The sequence below is a fragment of the Salmonella sp. 32070601201500089SM genome (assembly GCF_017573605.1).
GTDB classification, from domain to species: Bacteria; Pseudomonadota; Gammaproteobacteria; order Enterobacterales; family Enterobacteriaceae; genus Salmonella; species Salmonella enterica.
Genome location: NZ_JAGETK010000019.1, coordinates 1 through 15506, shown reverse-complemented (window position 1 = coordinate 15506; position 15506 = coordinate 1). Strand labels below are relative to the sequence as shown.

Here is a 15506-nt window from a genome sequence, read left to right as displayed (position 1 = left end):
ATTAAAAAAGCCGATCATGGCTTGATGGTGCGCATGATCGGGTTCTGCAAGACGATCAGTGTCTCAGTGGACTGAATTTCATCAATTGTTTGGATCTTGTTGATAAGTACGTGCTGAAGCGCGTCGATTGATTTGCACATCACTTTTATAAAGATGCTGTAGTGACCGGTGGTGTAATACGCTTCCGTCACCTCATCCAGGCTTTCCAGCCGGGCCAGTGCGGAGGGATAGTCTTTGGCGCTTTTGAGGATGATGCCAATAAAGCAGCCCACATCGTAGCCCAGTTGTTTAGGGCTGACGTCAATCCGTGCGCCCGTAATGATCCCGGCCTGCTTCATTTTCTCGACGCGAACGTGAATGGTTCCAGGGCTAACGCCAAATTGTTTGGCCAGTTCGGCGTAGGCGGTGCGGGCATTTCCCATTAAGGCGTCAAGGATGCCGCGGTCCAGATTGTCGATCTGATAATTTTCCATCGCTTTTTCTTATGCAGATTAATGATTATCTCTATTTTAGCCATTATTTTTAACGAATCAAAACCGAAGTTAGCTTTTTATCTGTTGATTATTGAATAGTGCTCTCGTTTTGTTGCTTAATCATAGGCAACAGGACGCAGGAGTAAAAAAATGAAAACCGCTTACATTGCCAAACAACGTCAAATTAGCTTCGTGAAATCACATTTCTCTCGCCAGCTGGAGGAGCGTCTGGGTCTGATTGAGGTCCAGGCGCCGATCCTGAGTCGCGTAGGGGATGGTACGCAGGATAATTTGTCCGGCTGTGAAAAAGCGGTGCAGGTAAAAGTGAAAGCATTGCCTGACGCCCAGTTCGAAGTGGTGCATTCACTGGCGAAGTGGAAACGTCAAACCCTGGGGCAACATGACTTCAGCGCGGGCGAAGGGCTGTACACGCACATGAAAGCCCTTCGCCCCGATGAAGACCGACTCTCTCCGCTCCACTCGGTCTATGTGGATCAGTGGGACTGGGAGCGTGTCATGGGCGATGGCGAGCGCCAATTTTCCACCCTGAAAAGCACAGTAGAGGCTATATGGGCAGGAATTAAGGCGACGGAAGCAGAAGTGCATAAACAGTTTGGTCTGGCGCCGTTCCTGCCAGAGCAAATTCAGTTTGTTCACAGTCAGGAACTGCTGGCGCGTTTCCCGGATCTGGATGCGAAAGGGCGCGAACGCGCGATCGCCAAAGAACTTGGCGCCGTTTTCCTGGTGGGGATCGGCGGTAAACTGAGCGATGGCCACCGCCATGATGTACGCGCGCCGGATTATGATGACTGGAGCTCCGCATCTGAGCTGGGCTACGCCGGTCTGAACGGCGATATCCTGGTGTGGAACCCGGTGCTGGAAGATGCGTTTGAGCTTTCCTCTATGGGTATCCGCGTAGATGCCGATACGCTGATGCGCCAGCTGGCGTTGACCGGTGATGAAGATCGTCTGCAACTGGAGTGGCATCAGGCGCTGCTGCGCGGCGAAATGCCGCAGACCATCGGCGGCGGGATTGGGCAGTCGCGTCTGACGATGTTGCTGCTGCAATTGCCGCATATTGGTCAGGTACAGTGCGGCGTATGGCCCGCGCAGGTTCGCGAAAGCATTCCTGCTATTTTATAAGCCGTTAGCGTCGCCAGCGTCTCAGCAGGCGGCTTCGCATCCCGGTGTCAAAGCGCCAGATATGATCGAAAATGCGCATGATGCCGGGTTTGCCGTGCGCCGACATCGCCACCGCGTGGAATCGATGCTGGTGAAGACGCTGCAACTCTCCCACTTTGCTCACCACGTCATCCGGCAAGCGCTGGGCGATAAAATCCGAAATGACCACCGCATCGGCATCAAACCATTCCCGTCCCTGCATTCTTTCAATAATGGCGCGAAAACAGCTGGCGATATCCGTGCCGCCGCGAAAACGTTGACTTAAAAAGCGGATGGCCTGCTCAATACCTTCCGGGCCGGAGAGTTCATAACGCACAACGTCAGTGGAAAACAGCATAATAAAGCAGCGGCGGTTATCCGCCAGCGCAACGCGCATCAACGCCAGGCAGAACGCTTTTGCGCACTGCTCGTTAAATCCTCCCATCGAGCCTGAAGTATCGACGCAGACAATAAACGGTCCGCGCGGCTGCTCGTCGACATCCTGGTGTACTACCGGCCGTTCGGTCACTTTCTCACGCCACGCTTCGCCATACAGGCGATAGGTGAGGAGCTGTTTTTCCACTAACCGGCGGTAAAATTCATATTCCAGCTCGGTGATGCCGAGCGTCGCCAGCTCTGGCGGCAACAGGCGCAGAATATCATCGCCTTGCTGAATACCGTCAACCTGCTCCGGCACCGTTGCGGGTTCGCGTACCAGTGTACGAAAGGTTTCCATCGGCGCGTCTTTTTTCGGTACCGATTTGGCTTCCCGCGAACGTCCCAGTTGTTCCGCCAGTTGCATTAGCTCCGGCTGGGCGGCGAGAAATTCGCCGTATTTTACGATCAGTTGATAATCACCACGTTTAAGCTGGCCCGCGCTCATATCCCACAGGCGGCCTGCGGCATTATCATTTTCCGCCAGCGTCGGTTCCAGTTGCCCGCTCAGCGTCATCCGTTCCTGAACGTCACTCAGCAACTGCTCGCGCTCTTCTTCCAGTAGTTGTTGGTTTAACGTGGTGGCCTGCACGACCAGACTTAACCGCCAGCGTTGCAAAAAAAGCGTGTGTAGCGCAGGGGTAAAGGTACTGTTGCTCTCCGTCAACTGCTTCGCCTGCGCGGCATACGGTGAATGCAGGCGGTGAAGCAACGCCAGTATTTGCGGCAGTTGCACGATGAACTGTGGGGTAGAGAGAAGTTGGCTTTGCTGATAACACATGACCTCTTCCGTGAGTTCCGGCGGAACGCGTGCGTCTTTAAGACGGCTGCGTAGCGCTTCCCGCCAGCGCGGGAGATCGGCGGTCACGGCGTTTTTTAAACGCGGAAACTTTTCAAAGAAAATGACCAGTTGTGGGGAAGCCAGTAGCGCGAGGATCATCTCTTCGACCATTCCCTCTTCGCTGACGGCCAGCATGGTATTTAGCGTATCCAGCGTCAGCATTGTTTCGCCTGGCGGATCTGTTCTCCTACATCCTGCAGGCTGGCCTCAATGCGCCCTAACCAGTCGCTGTGAATAAACAGGCAATGTTGCTGTTCGCTGAAGCGGGTATGCTGCTGGCGCCAGTCGTTTTCTAACGTTTCCAGCTGCTGTTTGATCTCCGCAGGCATACTGTCTTCAGCCGTTCCCGGTAACGCCAGACGGGTACCTTGTAGACTGATGTCGCGCACCACCAGATGTTGAGCGTTATCGACTTCCATATTCAACGTTTGGGCAAAGCCGATCCCGTTCAGTTTGCCGCGGATCTCGCCGCCTTTGGTCAGCCAAAGTTCCAGCGCGCTGCGGTCAAAAGTAATATGGATCACTTCCATATCATGCAGTTTTAGCGGTTTTTGTAGCAATAACGTCAACGTTGATGCACTGGCTTCCGGCGGTAAAGTGTAATGCGGGCGGCGGCTGAACATACCGCCTTCTTTAATGACGGTGAAGGCGGTTTTATCGCTTTGCTGTTGCTGCAACTGGAGGCGGCGCTGGACGATACCGCCGAGGCGAGTCAGCATGGCCTGCTGCTGCCAGGCGTGTCCGGTCATCAATATTTCTAGTTGCTGTTGCATGAGATTCAGACTCTGCGCGTCATACCACAAGCAATCTTTTAGCAGGATAAGGTCAATCGGCGCAACCGCGTCGCGTCCGCTAAAGAAGGCGCTGGCCTGTAACAGGCGGATGGCTTTCTTCCAGCGACGGTCGGAGACATAAGGCGCATTCGGCAAATTATCCAGCTGTTGGCGCAGAGTAAATATCAGCTCAAAGACCGGATCAGGGAGTGAAATCGCGCCGATATCTTTTTGCCACTGTTGATATTCTTCGTCGCTAACCTGTAACGAGGCGGGGACCGGGTTATCACTCTCATCCTGCTGACTAACCAGCATGGAGCGGAAATTGGCTTTATCCTGAACTTTATCCAGCCACAGGCGAATCAACATTCGGTCGTACAAGGCTTCCAGGCTGCTGTCCGCTTCGGGCAGTTCGTTAGAGGCCGCCACCAGCAGCCGCATCGGAATTTTTTCCTCAAATGCGCCGTTGCGGAAATGGCGTTCGTTAATGGCGGTCAGCAATGTGTTCAGGATAGCGGGCCCGGCTTTCCAGATTTCATCCAGAAAAACGATTTCGGCTTCGGGAAGGTAGCCGGTCGTTAAGCGTTCATAGCGACCTTCATCTTTCAGCGCCTGAATAGAGAGCGGGCCAAACACCTCTTCCGGCGTGGAAAAGCGTGTCATCAGATATTCAAAAGCGCGGGCGCGCTGGAAAGCAAACTTCAGGCGGCGGGCAATCAGACTCTTGGCGATACCGGGCGGGCCCAACAAAAAGACGCTCTCACCGCTTAACGCCGCCAGTAGGCAAAGGCGTATGGCATGACTACGTTCATACAGCCCCTTCTCAAGGGCGCTGCTCAGACGGGAAATTCTTTCCGCTAATAAATGTGGGTGAGCCATAATAAAGAGGCGTCCTTTCGACAAATGGATCATGCTAATTGCGAGTATAGACGTTTCACCACCGGGGCTGTAATCGTCTGACGCGCTGTTTATTTTTCTTTGAGCCAGGTTAATCTGGCTTCATTTAGGGGTACGATTTTATGATTAATCGTGCATACTGTGCGCTTTTTTGTGGGCCAAGGGACTAAGCACACATTTCATATCTATACACTCATTCATTCAAACTACATCAAGGCGGCAAAGGAGTGAATCCCCTGGCACTGACTTAAACGTGTGACTGGGGTAAGCGAATGCAGCCGACAAGGAGGTAGTGTGAAGGGTGACGTGTATAAACGAAAGATGAGTCTATGAGCACTGATAATAAGCAATCGTTGCCTGCGATTACCCTCGCAGCTATTGGGGTTGTCTACGGTGATATTGGTACCAGCCCGCTTTATACGCTTCGTGAATGTTTGTCCGGTCAGTTTGGTTTTGGCGTTGAACGAGATGCCGTGTTTGGTTTTCTGTCGCTGATCTTCTGGCTACTCATCTTTGTGGTTTCCATCAAATATCTCACCTTCGTGATGCGCGCCGATAACGCGGGTGAAGGTGGAATTTTGACACTGATGTCGCTTGCCGGGCGTAATACCTCGGCGCGCACCACATCCATGTTAGTTATCATGGGACTGATAGGCGGCAGCTTTTTCTATGGCGAAGTGGTCATTACGCCGGCGATTTCAGTGATGTCGGCGATTGAAGGCCTGGAAATTGTCGCGCCGCAGCTGGATACCTGGATTGTCCCGCTTTCCATTATTGTGCTGACTCTGTTGTTTATGATTCAGAAGCACGGTACGGGAATGGTAGGGAAACTCTTTGCGCCGATCATGCTGACCTGGTTTTTAATCCTGGCGGTACTTGGCCTGCGCAGTATTATCGCCAATCCCGAAGTGTTACATGCGCTGAATCCTGTCTGGGCGGTACGTTTTTTCCTTGAATATAAAACCGTATCGTTTATTGCGTTGGGCGCGGTGGTGCTGTCGATTACCGGCGTAGAGGCGTTGTACGCCGATATGGGACACTTCGGTAAGTTCCCGATTCGCCTGGCGTGGTTTACCGTGGTATTGCCGTCGTTAGTACTGAACTACTTTGGTCAGGGCGCATTGCTACTAAAGCATCCGGAAGCGATTAAAAACCCCTTCTTCCTGTTGGCACCGGACTGGGCGTTAATTCCGCTGCTGATTCTGGCCGCGCTGGCGACAGTGATCGCCTCCCAGGCGGTTATTTCTGGCGTCTTTTCGCTGACGCGTCAGGCCGTGCGTCTTGGCTATTTGTCGCCAATGCGCATTATCCATACCTCCGAGATGGAGTCCGGTCAGATCTATATCCCTTTCGTTAACTGGCTGCTTTATTTCGCGGTCGTGGTTGTTATTGTTAGCTTTGAGCACTCCAGCAACCTGGCGGCGGCCTATGGTATCGCCGTGACCGGCACGATGGTGCTGACGTCTATTCTTTCTACGACCGTGGCGCGTAAGAACTGGCACTGGAACAAATATTTTGTCGCGCTGATCCTCATCGCGTTCCTGTGCGTGGATATCCCGCTGTTCTCGGCTAACCTCGATAAATTGTTGTCCGGTGGTTGGCTGCCGCTGAGCCTGGGCCTGATCATGTTCACGATCATGACCACCTGGAAGAGCGAGCGTTTCCGTCTGTTGCGTCGTATGCATGAACATGGTAATTCGCTGGAAGCGATGATTGCTTCACTGGAGAAGTCACCGCCGGTTCGGGTGCCGGGTACTGCCGTATACATGTCGCGCGCGCTCAGTGTGATCCCTTTTGCTTTATTGCATAACCTGAAGCACAACAAAGTGTTGCATGAGCGCGTAATCTTACTGACGTTGCGTACGGAAGATGCGCCTTATGTGCATAACGTTCGCCGGGTGCAGATTGAGCAGTTATCTCCGACATTCTGGCGCGTGGTGGCCAGCTACGGCTGGCGTGAAACACCAAACGTTGAAGAGGTGTTCCACCGCTGCGGTCTGGAAGGGCTTAGCTGTCGGATGATGGAAACGTCGTTCTTTATGTCGCACGAGTCGTTGATTGTCGGCAAACGCCCGTGGTATTTGCGTCTGCGTGGCAAGCTGTATTTGTTGTTGCAACGCAACGCCCTGCGCGCGCCGGATCAGTTCGAGATCCCGCCTAACCGCGTGATTGAGTTAGGTACGCAGGTCGAGATTTAACCTCCCATCAACATGCCGGGGGCCGCGTTGGCTTACCCGGCCTGGCCAATCCGTAGATTCCCACAAGATAATCGCCATTGGGCGATTATCTTCACCTGATTTCCGCTAGCGAAACGTTTCGACGGCGATCACAATTCTGTTACGTCATGATGGTTTTATGAACACATCCAGGGTTACACTGCGGCCAGCGAAACGTTTCGCTAGTGGAGCAGAAAAATGAAGAAAGGCACCGTACTCAACTCTGAAATCTCGTCGGTCATTTCCCGTCTGGGGCATACTGATACTCTGGTGGTCTGTGATGCGGGTTTACCCATCCCGAATAGCACCGCGCGTATCGATATGGCACTAACCCAGGGCGTACCTTCTTTTATGCAGGTGGTGGATGTCGTGACCCGGGAAATGCAGGTTGAGGCGGCGATTCTTGCAACGGAAATCAAACAACAGAATCCGCAGCTCCACGAAACGTTGCTCACTCACCTTGAGCAACTGCAGCAACACCAGGGAAACACCATAAAAATTAGTTATACGACACACGAACAATTCAAAAAATTGACTGCAGACAGTCAGGCGGTGATTCGCAGCGGGGAGTGTTCCCCGTATGCGAACGTCATTCTTTGCGCTGGCGTCACGTTCTGAGGCCGCTATGGACGCATTACTGCAACTCAAAGGGATCGATAAAGCGTTCCCCGGCGTGAAGGCTCTCTCCGGCGCCGCGTTAAACGTTTATCCTGGCCGCGTTATGGCGCTGGTGGGGGAAAACGGCGCCGGAAAATCCACCATGATGAAAGTATTAACCGGCATCTATACGCGAGATGCGGGATCGTTGTTATGGCTGGGTAAAGAGACCACCTTTAATGGGCCTAAATCGTCTCAGGAAGCCGGGATCGGCATTATTCATCAGGAACTGAACCTGATTCCGCAGTTGACCATTGCGGAAAATATCTTCCTGGGCCGTGAATTTGTGAATCGCTTTGGCAAAATCGACTGGAAAAAGATGTATGCCGAAGCCGACCACCTCTTAGCCAAACTCAATCTGCGCTTTAAGAGCGATAAGCTGGTGGGCGAACTCTCTATCGGCGATCAGCAAATGGTGGAAATCGCCAAAGTACTGAGCTTCGAATCCAAAGTCATCATTATGGATGAACCGACCGATGCGCTGACCGACACTGAAACCGACTCTCTGTTCCGCGTTATCCGCGAATTAAAATCGCAGGGGCGCGGCATTGTCTATATCTCCCACCGTATGAAAGAGATCTTCGAAATTTGCGATGACGTGACGGTCTTCCGCGATGGGCAATTTATCGCCGAGCGTGAAGTGGCCACGTTGACCGAAGATTCTCTTATCGAAATGATGGTGGGACGTAAGCTGGAAGATCAGTACCCGCATCTGGATAACGCGCCGGGTGAGATTCGCCTCAAGGTCGATAATCTGTGCGGACCGGGCGTGAATGATGTCTCTTTTGTGCTGCGAAAAGGCGAGATTCTTGGCATCTCCGGCCTGATGGGCGCCGGTCGCACCGAGCTGATGAAAGTATTGTACGGCGCGATGCCGCGAACCAGCGGTTATGTGACGCTCGATGGACACGAAGTGGTGACGCGCTCTCCGCAGGACGGGCTGGCCAATGGCATCGTTTATATCTCTGAAGACCGTAAGCGCGATGGACTGGTGCTCGGCATGTCAGTTAAAGAGAATATGTCGCTGACGGCGCTGGACTATTTCAGCCGCGCTGGCGGAAGCCTGAAACACAAAGATGAGCAGCAGGCGGTGGGGGATTTTATCCGTCTGTTCAACGTCAAGACGCCTTCAATGGAACAGGCGATAGGCCTGCTTTCTGGCGGTAATCAGCAAAAAGTGGCGATTGCTCGCGGGTTGATGACGCGCCCGAAAGTGCTCATTCTCGACGAGCCGACCCGCGGCGTGGACGTCGGTGCCAAGAAAGAGATTTACCAGCTTATCAACCAGTTTAAGGCCGACGGCCTGAGCATCATTCTGGTCTCATCTGAGATGCCAGAAGTATTAGGCATGAGCGATCGCATCATCGTCATGCATGAAGGGCATCTCAGCGGTGAATTTACTCGCGAGCAGGCCACCCAGGAAGTGTTAATGGCTGCCGCAGTGGGCAAGCTTAATCGCGTGAATCAGGAGTAAAAAAGATGACAACCCAGGCTGTTTCTGGTCGCCGTTATTTCACTAAAGCGTGGCTTCTTGAGCAGAAGTCGCTCATTGCCCTGCTGGTGCTGATCGCGATTGTTTCGACGTTGAGCCCCAACTTTTTTACCGTTAATAATCTGTTCAATATTCTTCAACAGACCTCCGTCAACGCCATTATGGCGGTGGGGATGACGTTGGTGATTCTGACATCGGGGATCGATCTGTCCGTCGGTTCCCTGCTGGCGCTCACCGGCGCGGTTGCCGCTTCAATCGTCGGCGTTGAAGTGAATGCGCTGGTCGCGGTTGCCGCCGCGCTGGCGCTGGGCGCTGCGATTGGCGCCGTCACTGGCGTTATCGTCGCGAAGGGCCGCGTACAGGCGTTTATCGCTACGCTGGTGATGATGCTGCTACTGCGTGGCGTGACGATGGTTTACACCGACGGTAGCCCGGTCAACACCGGCTTTACCGATAACGCCGATCTGTTTGGCTGGTTCGGTATCGGCCGTCCGCTGGGCGTTCCTACGCCGGTCTGGATCATGGCTATCGTCTTTATCGCCGCCTGGTATATGCTGCATCACACCCGTCTGGGACGCTATATCTACGCGCTGGGCGGTAACGAAGCGGCGACGCGCCTGTCTGGCATTAGCGTTAGCAAAGTGAAAATTATCGTCTATTCACTTTGTGGCCTGACAGCGTCGCTGGCGGGCATCATTGAAGTGGCGCGCCTCTCTTCCGCGCAGCCGACGGCGGGTACCGGCTATGAGCTGGATGCTATTGCCGCCGTGGTGCTGGGCGGCACCAGCCTTGCAGGCGGTAAAGGACGCATTGTTGGGACATTGATCGGCGCATTGATTCTCGGCTTCCTTAATAATGGTTTGAATTTGTTAGGTGTTTCCTCCTATTACCAGATGATCGTCAAAGCGGTGGTGATTTTGCTGGCGGTACTGGTAGACAACAAAAAGCAGTAACAACGACTACAGGACATCTGAAATATGAACATGAAAAAACTGGCTACCCTGGTATCTGCTGTTGCGCTGAGCGCCACCGTGAGCGCGAATGCAATGGCGAAAGACACCATTGCGCTGGTGATCTCTACCCTCAATAATCCCTTCTTCGTGTCGTTAAAAGACGGGGCGCAAAAAGAGGCGGATAAACTGGGTTATAACCTGGTGGTGCTGGACTCCCAGAACAACCCTGCCAAAGAGCTGGCGAACGTGCAGGATTTAACCGTTCGCGGGACCAAAATTTTGCTGATCAACCCGACTGATTCCGATGCGGTGGGTAACGCGGTGAAGATGGCGAACCAGGCGAAGATTCCGGTTATCACGCTTGACCGCCAGGCAACCAAAGGCGATGTCGTCAGCCATATCGCGTCTGATAACGTGCTGGGCGGTAAGATCGCTGGCGACTATATCGCGAAAAAAGCTGGCGAAGGCGCCAAAGTGATTGAGTTGCAAGGCATTGCCGGAACATCCGCGGCGCGTGAGCGTGGCGAAGGTTTCCAGCAGGCGGTAGCCGCCCACAAATTTAATGTCCTGGCCAGCCAGCCTGCCGATTTCGACCGTACTAAGGGTCTGAACGTCATGCAGAACCTGCTGACCGCGCATCCGGATGTTCAGGCTGTCTTCGCCCAGAACGATGAAATGGCGCTGGGCGCACTGCGCGCGCTGCAAACTGCCGGTAAAGCAGATGTGATGGTGGTTGGATTTGACGGTACGCCGGATGGCGAAAAGGCCGTAAAAGATGGCAAACTGGCAGCGACTATCGCTCAGTTACCGGATCAAATCGGCGCCAAAGGCGTTGAAGTGGCGGATAAGGTGCTGAAAGGCGAAAAAGTTCAGGCCAAATATCCGGTTGACCTGAAACTGGTCATCAAGCAGTAATAAACGACACGGGTCAACTATGGCCTGATGGCGACAGAAATACGCGAGCCTCCGCTGAGGTGAACGTAAAAAAAGAAAAGCAGGGCACGCGCCACCCTAACCGGTGGCGCACTTTGACGTGGAACCCCGAATATGAAAACCGCAGGTAATCTCATCGTCCTTGGCAGCATTAATGCCGATCATATCCTTAATCTTGAGTCCTTCCCTACCCCGGGTGAAACGGTAACCGGTAGCCATTATCAGGTCGCGTTTGGCGGGAAAGGCGCGAATCAGGCGGTTGCTGCGGGACGTAGCGGGGCAAATATTGCGTTTATTGCCTGCACAGGCGATGACGATATTGGCGACAGTATTCGTAAACAATTAGTCAGCGATCGTATTGATATCGCGCCAGTTAGCGTTATTAAAGGCGAGTCTACCGGGGTGGCGCTGATTTTCGTTAACGGCGAAGGCGAGAACGTTATCGGTATTCATGCCGGAGCGAATGCCGCGTTATCGCCGGCGTTGGTTGATGCGCAACGTGAACGTATCGCGCAGGCGGATGCGTTACTGATGCAGCTGGAATCGCCGCTGGAAAGCGTACTGGCGGCGGCGAAAATCGCCCATCAACATCATACTACTGTTGCGCTTAACCCGGCGCCTGCCCGTGAGCTACCGGATGAACTGCTGGCGCTGGTGGACATCATCACGCCAAATGAAACGGAAGCTGAAAAGCTGACGGGCGTGCGTGTGGAAAATGACGACGATGCCGCGAAAGCTGCGCAGGTTTTGCATGATAAAGGCATTCGAACCGTATTAATTACCTTAGGAAGCCGTGGCGTCTGGGCCAGCGTAAACGGCGAGGGCCGCCGCGTTCCTGGATTTAGCGTTGAGGCTGTCGATACCATTGCCGCCGGAGATACGTTTAACGGCGCCTTTATCACCGCGATACTGGAGGAGACGCCGTTGCCGGAAGCGATTCGCTTTGCCCATGCCGCCGCCGCGATTGCCGTAACGCGTAAAGGCGCGCAACCTTCCGTTCCGTGGCGCGAAGAGATAGAAGCGTTTTTACATCAGCAGGGGTAACGCTTGGCTACTATGAAAGATGTTGCCCGCCTGGCGGGAGTCTCTACATCGACGGTCTCTCACGTTATTAACAAAGATCGCTTTGTGAGTGAGACGATAACCGAAAAAGTTGAAGCGGCGATTAAATCACTTAACTATGCGCCTTCTGCGCTGGCGCGAAGCCTCAAGTTAAACCAGACCCGCACGATTGGTATGCTGATTACCGCCAGTACCAACCCTTTTTATTCCGAACTGGTGCGCGGCGTTGAGCGAAGCTGTTTTGAGCGCGGTTATAGTCTGGTGCTGTGCAATACCGAAGGCGACGAGCAACGGATGAACCGCAACCTGGAGACGCTGATGCAAAAACGGGTAGACGGTTTACTGCTGCTGTGTACCGAAACGCATCAGCCTTCTCGTGAAATCATGGAGCGTTATCCGTCTATTCCTACCGTCATGATGGACTGGTCGCCGTTTGATGGTGAGGGCGATAGCGATCTCATTCAGGATAATTCGTTGTTAGGCGGCGATCTTGCCACCCAACACCTTATCGATAAAGGATTTACCCGAATAGCCTGTATTACCGGCCCGCTGGACAAAACGCCAGCGCGTTTGCGGCTGGAAGGGTATCGGGCGGCGATGAAACGCGCAGGGCTGGCTATTCCGCAAGGCTATGAGATCACCGGCGATTTTGAATTTGGCGGCGGCTTTGACGCCATGCAGGCGTTACTCGCCCATCAACAGCGACCGCAAGCGGTTTTTACCGGAAACGATGCGATGGCTGTCGGCGCCTATCAGGCGCTATATCAGGCGGGGCTTCGTATTCCGCAGGATATGGCAGTCATTGGCTATGATGATATTGAGCTGGCGCGCTATATGACGCCGCCGCTGACGACTATCCATCAGCCGAAAGATGAATTGGGCGAGCTGGCTATTGATGTGTTGATTCATCGGATGGCGCAGCCCGCCTTGCAACAACAGCGACTTCAGCTTACTCCGGTTTTGACGGTGCGTGGGTCGGTTTAGATTTATGCCGTTCTTTAATCAGATTGTTGCCGTCTTTGGCTCTTAGCAGCATAAACATCAGCGCGGACACGATAGTGATCGCCCCCATCGTGATAAAGGTATAGTGGAACTGTTCCACGGTACTGGTGCCCGCAAAACCTTCATAAATACGTAACACCGCCGCGCTGATCGCCACGCCTAAACTGATAGACAATTGCTGCGTAACCGCCAGAACGCTGTTGCCGCTGCTGGCGTTATCGTCTGTCAGATCCGCAAGAGTAATCGTATTCGTTGCCGTAAATTGAGTGGACATCGCCATTCCAAGAATGAATAGCGGCAGCACGAGCATCCAGATCGGCATGGCGGGAGATTGAAACGAAAACTGGGCAATCATCAGACCGATAAATACCGTAATGCCGACCAGAGTCTTCCGGTATCCCAAACGTCGCAAAACCTGCGTTACGGTCGATTTCGCGATAATAGAACCCAAAGCTGTCGGCGCCATCATGCAGCCGGCGATCAGAGCCGGGTAGCCAAAACCAACCTGTAGCATTAACGGCATCAAAAAAGGTACGCAGCCTGTCCCCAGACGCGTGGCGAGGTTGCCGGCAATACCGACGGAAAATGTGCGTGTCTTAAACAGCGATAGTGATATTAACGGTGTCGGATGACGGCGGGCGTGGCGGATATAGGCCAATAGTAGAACGATACTGCAAAAAATAATGGCGGATGCGATCCATGTCGCCACAATCTTTTCGCCAAACAGTTCCATTCCGCTGGAAAATAAAACCAGACTTAATCCAAAAAGAAAGAAGCCGGTCATGTCAAACTTGCGACGCGGCGTGGTGAAGTTGGGCATATATTTGCGGGCATACAGAATGCCTGCAACCCCAATGGGAATATTAATCAGGAAGATCCAGTGCCAGCTTGCCCAGGTCACCAGTACGCCGCCTAATACCGGCCCCAGAATCGGACCTACCAGCCCCGGCATAGTGACAAAGTTAAGAACGGGCAGCAGCTCACTACGCGGATAGGCTCGCAATAACGCCAGTCGCGCCACTGGCATCATCATCGCTCCGCCGACGCCTTGTACGACGCGAAAAATAACCAATTCAGATAGTGAACTGGAGAGCGCGCAGGCCAGCGAGCCTAACGTAAACAGACTTACGGCAACCATAAAGACGCGACGCGTACCGAAGCGGTCAGCCAGCCAGCCGCTTACCGGAATTAACATGGCTACTGTCAGGGTATAACTGATAATAGCGGACTGCATGGCGAGTGGTGAACGGTTAAGACTATGCGCAATAGCCGGTAAAGCGGTATTCAAAATGGTGGCGTCTAGCGCCTGCATAAAGAAGGCCATTGCCGCGATCCACGGCAGGCCAGCCATACTGCGCGCTTTTTTGCTGGTCATTCAATATCCTGTTAATTATCTGGTCTCTCATTGGGCGCTATTAACAACGCCTGACAGGCCTGGAAAGCGCGTTCGCCGTCGCCATCAGCGATGGCATCAACAATGGCCTGGTGCAAATCCAGCTTTACCACCTCGTTATAGGTGATTGAGGTAAAGTAAGTGTGATAAACCGAATGAAATAGCGTAGCAAAAGAGATTAGAAAGGGATTGGCGCTCATTTCGTAGATATGCTCGTGCCACGCCATATCCACTTCAATCCAGCGTTCACGCTTAAAATGCTTTTTCAGCGCGACCATCTCTTCCATTAAGGCATTAAGCCGCGCTTTCTGCTCCGGTGTGCCAAGAGTCGCCGCCAGCAGGCAGGCTTGCGGCTCCAGGCTAATACGCATCACCAGAAAATGATCCACCACCTGATGAAAATTTTCTTCCGTCATCCACCAGGTCAGCAGCTCTTGATCCAGAAAGTTCCAGTTTCCCTGCGGCATCACCCGCGTACCAATGCGCGGACGGGGTAGCACCATGCCTTTAGCCGTCAACGTTTTCACCGCTTCGCGAACTGCCGTTCGACTTACGCCGTACTGCTCGCCCAGTTCTATTTCGCCGGGAAGAATCGTACCGGGGGCGTAGTCACCCTTTAATATCCGCTGCGCCAGCTTTTCAGCCAGAACATAGGATAGATTTTTCTGTGCGGCTAATTGTTGTGCGCTTAAAGGCATGAATGTTCTTCCTTTCTCTTTCGTTTGGTTATTAGTATGCCACCTGGAAGTGTGATTGCAGTTGCAATAACGGCAATTTGCTTATTTTATGGCACGTTAAGCACGCCATTGATGAAAAAAGAGACACTCAGAAAATTATTTTAAATTTCCTCTTGTCAGGCAGAAATAACTCCCTATAATGCGCCACCACTGACACGGAACAACGGCATACAGGCCGCCGGGTCAGCGGGGTTCAGACCAGAACCTCACGGAGAAAAGCGAAAATAAACGCTTGACTCTGAAGCGGGAAAGCGTAATATGCACACCCCGCGCCACTGAGAAAAAGCGAAGCGGCACTGCTCTTTAACAATTTATCAGACAATCTGTGTGGGCACTCGAAGATACGGATTCTTGACGTCGCAAGACGAAAAATGAATACCAAGTCTCAAGAGTGAACACGTAATTCATTACGAAGTTTAATTCTTTGAGCATCAAACTTTTAAATTGAAGAGTTTGATCATGGCTCAGATTGAACGCTGGC

The 15506-nt window shown here is 53.0% G+C and carries 13 protein-coding genes; 8 read left to right on the top strand and 5 right to left on the bottom strand.

From position 1 onward, the window contains the following. Positions 1-14: 14 nt before the first annotated feature. Positions 15-473: a transcriptional regulator AsnC gene (asnC, locus tag J4728_RS21780; RefSeq protein ID WP_000433018.1), complete on the bottom strand. Its 459-nt coding sequence runs from the start codon at positions 471-473 to the stop codon at positions 15-17. A gap of 150 nt (positions 474-623) precedes the next feature. Between asnC and asnA the strand changes: the two genes are divergently transcribed. Next, positions 624-1616: an aspartate--ammonia ligase gene (gene asnA, locus J4728_RS21775; protein ID WP_000845121.1), complete on the top strand. Its 993-nt coding sequence runs from the start codon at positions 624-626 to the stop codon at positions 1614-1616. A 4-nt stretch (positions 1617-1620) separates the two neighbouring features. On the opposite strand, the gene viaA is transcribed toward asnA, so the two are convergent. Next, entirely contained in the window at positions 1621-3072 is a 1452-nt protein-coding gene (gene viaA, locus J4728_RS21770) for an ATPase RavA stimulator ViaA (RefSeq protein WP_208212387.1), read from the bottom strand. Beyond that, positions 3066-4562, bottom strand: coding sequence for an ATPase RavA (ravA, locus tag J4728_RS21765; protein WP_000940991.1), 1497 nt, complete (start codon positions 4560-4562; stop codon positions 3066-3068). Before ravA ends, viaA begins: the two co-directional genes overlap by 7 nt. A 347-nt stretch (positions 4563-4909) precedes the next feature. Between ravA and kup the strand changes: the two genes are divergently transcribed. The 7 genes from kup (at position 4910) to rbsR (ending at position 12877) form a co-directional block, all read left to right on the top strand. Then, on the top strand, positions 4910-6778 hold the full coding sequence (kup, locus tag J4728_RS21760; protein WP_000102338.1) for a low affinity potassium transporter Kup: 1869 nt from the start codon (positions 4910-4912) through the stop codon (positions 6776-6778). A 216-nt stretch (positions 6779-6994) separates the two neighbouring features. Further along, the gene (gene rbsD, locus J4728_RS21755) at positions 6995-7414 is read left to right on the top strand and encodes a D-ribose pyranase (RefSeq protein WP_000715944.1); all 420 of its coding nucleotides are present in this window, start codon (positions 6995-6997) and stop codon (positions 7412-7414) included. Between the two features lie 7 nt (positions 7415-7421). Next, positions 7422-8927 carry a ribose ABC transporter ATP-binding protein RbsA gene (gene rbsA, locus J4728_RS21750; protein WP_000339359.1) on the top strand — a complete coding sequence of 502 codons (1506 nt, stop codon included), beginning with the start codon at positions 7422-7424 and terminating at the stop codon, positions 8925-8927. 5 nt (positions 8928-8932) lie between these two features. After that, on the top strand, positions 8933-9898 hold the full coding sequence (gene rbsC / locus J4728_RS21745) for a ribose ABC transporter permease (protein ID WP_000211345.1): 966 nt from the start codon (positions 8933-8935) through the stop codon (positions 9896-9898). A 24-nt stretch (positions 9899-9922) separates the two neighbouring features. Further along, a complete protein-coding gene (gene rbsB, locus J4728_RS21740; RefSeq protein ID WP_001056260.1) occupies positions 9923-10813 on the top strand; it encodes a ribose ABC transporter substrate-binding protein RbsB in 891 nt (296 codons plus the stop codon). Between the two features lie 132 nt (positions 10814-10945). Then, the gene (gene rbsK, locus J4728_RS21735) at positions 10946-11875 is read left to right on the top strand and encodes a ribokinase (RefSeq protein WP_000844730.1); all 930 of its coding nucleotides are present in this window, start codon (positions 10946-10948) and stop codon (positions 11873-11875) included. 3 nt (positions 11876-11878) lie between these two features. Continuing rightward, positions 11879-12877 carry a ribose operon transcriptional repressor RbsR gene (gene rbsR / locus J4728_RS21730; protein WP_000224487.1) on the top strand — a complete coding sequence of 333 codons (999 nt, stop codon included), beginning with the start codon at positions 11879-11881 and terminating at the stop codon, positions 12875-12877. On the opposite strand, the gene mdtD is transcribed toward rbsR, so the two are convergent. Then, positions 12843-14270 (bottom strand): multidrug transporter subunit MdtD, encoded by a 1428-nt coding sequence (gene mdtD / locus J4728_RS21725; protein WP_208212385.1) that lies wholly within the window; start codon positions 14268-14270, stop codon positions 12843-12845. The two genes, rbsR and mdtD, sit on opposite strands and share 35 nt — an antisense overlap. Positions 14271-14281: 11 nt before the next feature. After that, a complete protein-coding gene (locus J4728_RS21720; protein WP_001131144.1) occupies positions 14282-14986 on the bottom strand; it encodes a FadR/GntR family transcriptional regulator in 705 nt (234 codons plus the stop codon). Positions 14987-15506 lie beyond the last annotated feature (520 nt).